Origin of the sequence: Dietzia sp. DQ11-38-2 (assembly GCF_014145055.1) — a bacterium.
In the GTDB taxonomy this organism is placed as follows: domain Bacteria; phylum Actinomycetota; class Actinomycetes; order Mycobacteriales; family Mycobacteriaceae; genus Dietzia.
The window spans coordinates 1-1,265 of record NZ_JAALDW010000212.1 but is presented as its reverse complement, the minus strand read 5'-3'; the positions used below and the strand labels follow the sequence as shown (position 1 = coordinate 1,265).

Annotated in this window: 1 pseudogene; it reads left to right on the top strand. The window is 72.0% G+C overall.

The features are described from left to right. Positions 1 to 1,265 (top strand): annotated as a pseudogene (locus tag G6026_RS07735) (AAA family ATPase); the annotation flags it as partial.

Sequence of the window (1,265 nt, the reverse complement as noted above, 5' to 3'; positions counted from 1 at the left end):
GTTCTTCGCCGCGACGCTCGCCCGTCCGATGGGGGTGAGATCCCGGCGGAGGTACCGGTGGTCGGGTGGGCGCATCGTGGACTACTGGGACGAGGTCCTCGACGACGACGAGGCGGTCACCAGTACCGCGCTGGACGACCACTCGGCGTTCGTCGCGAGCCTCGGCCGGGCACGGACCGGCCGGATGCACGACGTCCTCGCCACGATCCAGGCCGACCAGGACGCGATCATCCGCGCCGACTCGTCGGGCGCACTCGTGGTGGACGGCGGTCCGGGGACGGGCAAGACGGTGGTGGCGCTGCACCGGGCGGCATACCTGCTGCACTCGGAATCTCGCCTCGGACTGCGGCGCGGACACCTGCTGCTGGTGGGCCCGCACCGCCCGTACCTGGACTACGTCGCGGATGTCCTTCCGGCCCTCGGTGAGCACAGTGTGCAGACGGCCACGCTCGCCGACCTGGTTCCCGACATCCCCGCTCCGGGCGTCGGCGAGGAACCCGATCCCGAGGCCGCCCGCCTCAAGTCGGGGATGCCGATGGTCCGGGCGATCGAGGCGGCCGTGCGCTTCTACGAGCAGCCTCCCGAGCAGCCGATTCGGGTCCAGACAGAGTGGATCGACCTCGAGCTGACACCGGGCGACTGGGCCGAGGCCTTCGCCTCCCCCGAGGACGGCACGCCCCACAACGAGGCCCGGCACGAGATCCTCCAGACCCTGGTCGAGATTCTCCTGGAGAAGTCCGACGCCGGCGTTCCCAAGGCGGTTCTGCGGGCGGAGCTACTGGCGAACGCCGACCTGCGCCGCGAGCTCCACCGCGCGTGGCCGATGATCGACGCGGCGGAGCTGGTGGGTGATCTGTGGACCGTTCCGGCCTACCTGCGCCTGTGCGCGCCCTGGCTCAGCTCAGAGCAGGCCCGGGTGCTCCGCCGGGACGAGCCCGCTGCCTGGACGCGATCGGACCTCCCCCTTCTCGACGCGGCGCGGCACCGGCTGGGGGATGCCGACCGGGACACGAGACGTCGGCGCCGGCATGCCGAGCGCGCGGCCGAACTGCAGCGGCGGAGGTCGGTGATCGACGAGGTGATCGCGGCCGATGACGATCCCGAGGGGGTGGCGCCCATGCTGCGCCACCGCGACCTGCAGGAGGCGCTGCTCGACCAGGCCCCCGACGACGACGCGACGACCACCGACGCCGCCCGCCTGGCCGGCACCTTCGCGCACATCATCGTGGATGAAGCGCAGGAGCTCTCGGACGCCGAGTGGCAGA